Here is a 652-nt window from a genome sequence, read left to right on the forward strand (position 1 = left end):
TAATATCTTTATCTGTTTCAATTTCACCTCTGTAGCCACTAGTTTGTGCCAAACCTGTAATACCAGGTTTTACAAAATGCCTAACCATAAATTTATCTACACTACGTGCATATTTATTTGTGTGGCTTACCATGTGTGGCCTTGGGCCTACAACAGACATATCTCCGAATAGTACATTAAAAAATTGTGGCAACTCATCTATACTGGTTTTTCTAATAAAGGCACCAACTTTTGTTATTCTTAAATCGCCTTTGGTGGCTTGTTGTGAGTTTGCATCTTTATTAGGTGTCATAGACCTAAACTTATAACAATCAAATTCATTATAATTGAATCCGTTTCGGGTTTGCTTAAAGAATATTGGTCCTTTAGATTCAAGCCTTATAATAATGGCCAAAATGGGTGTTAACCATGATAAAATAAATACAATTACAGCAGATGCAAAAACAATATCAAACAATCGTTTTGCAAATTTATTTACTGGTTCTTCTAAAGGAATGCTTCTTAGGGATAAAACGGGAATATAATCGTAATATTCATACTTCAGTTTTTTTGAAAAAATATCTTTATTATCGGGTATAAATTTTAACTCTCTCAGGTTATTATCGGCAAAATCAATGAGTTGATTTATTTGTTTGTTTGATAGTTCTGCAAC

1 protein-coding gene is annotated in these 652 nt (G+C 31.9%); it reads right to left on the reverse strand.

Translation table 11 applies throughout. The features are described from left to right. On the reverse strand, positions 1-652 hold a 652-nt coding region (locus FUA24_RS10890; protein WP_187388254.1), incomplete at both ends, for a sugar transferase.

This window comes from Seonamhaeicola marinus (genome assembly GCF_008085455.1).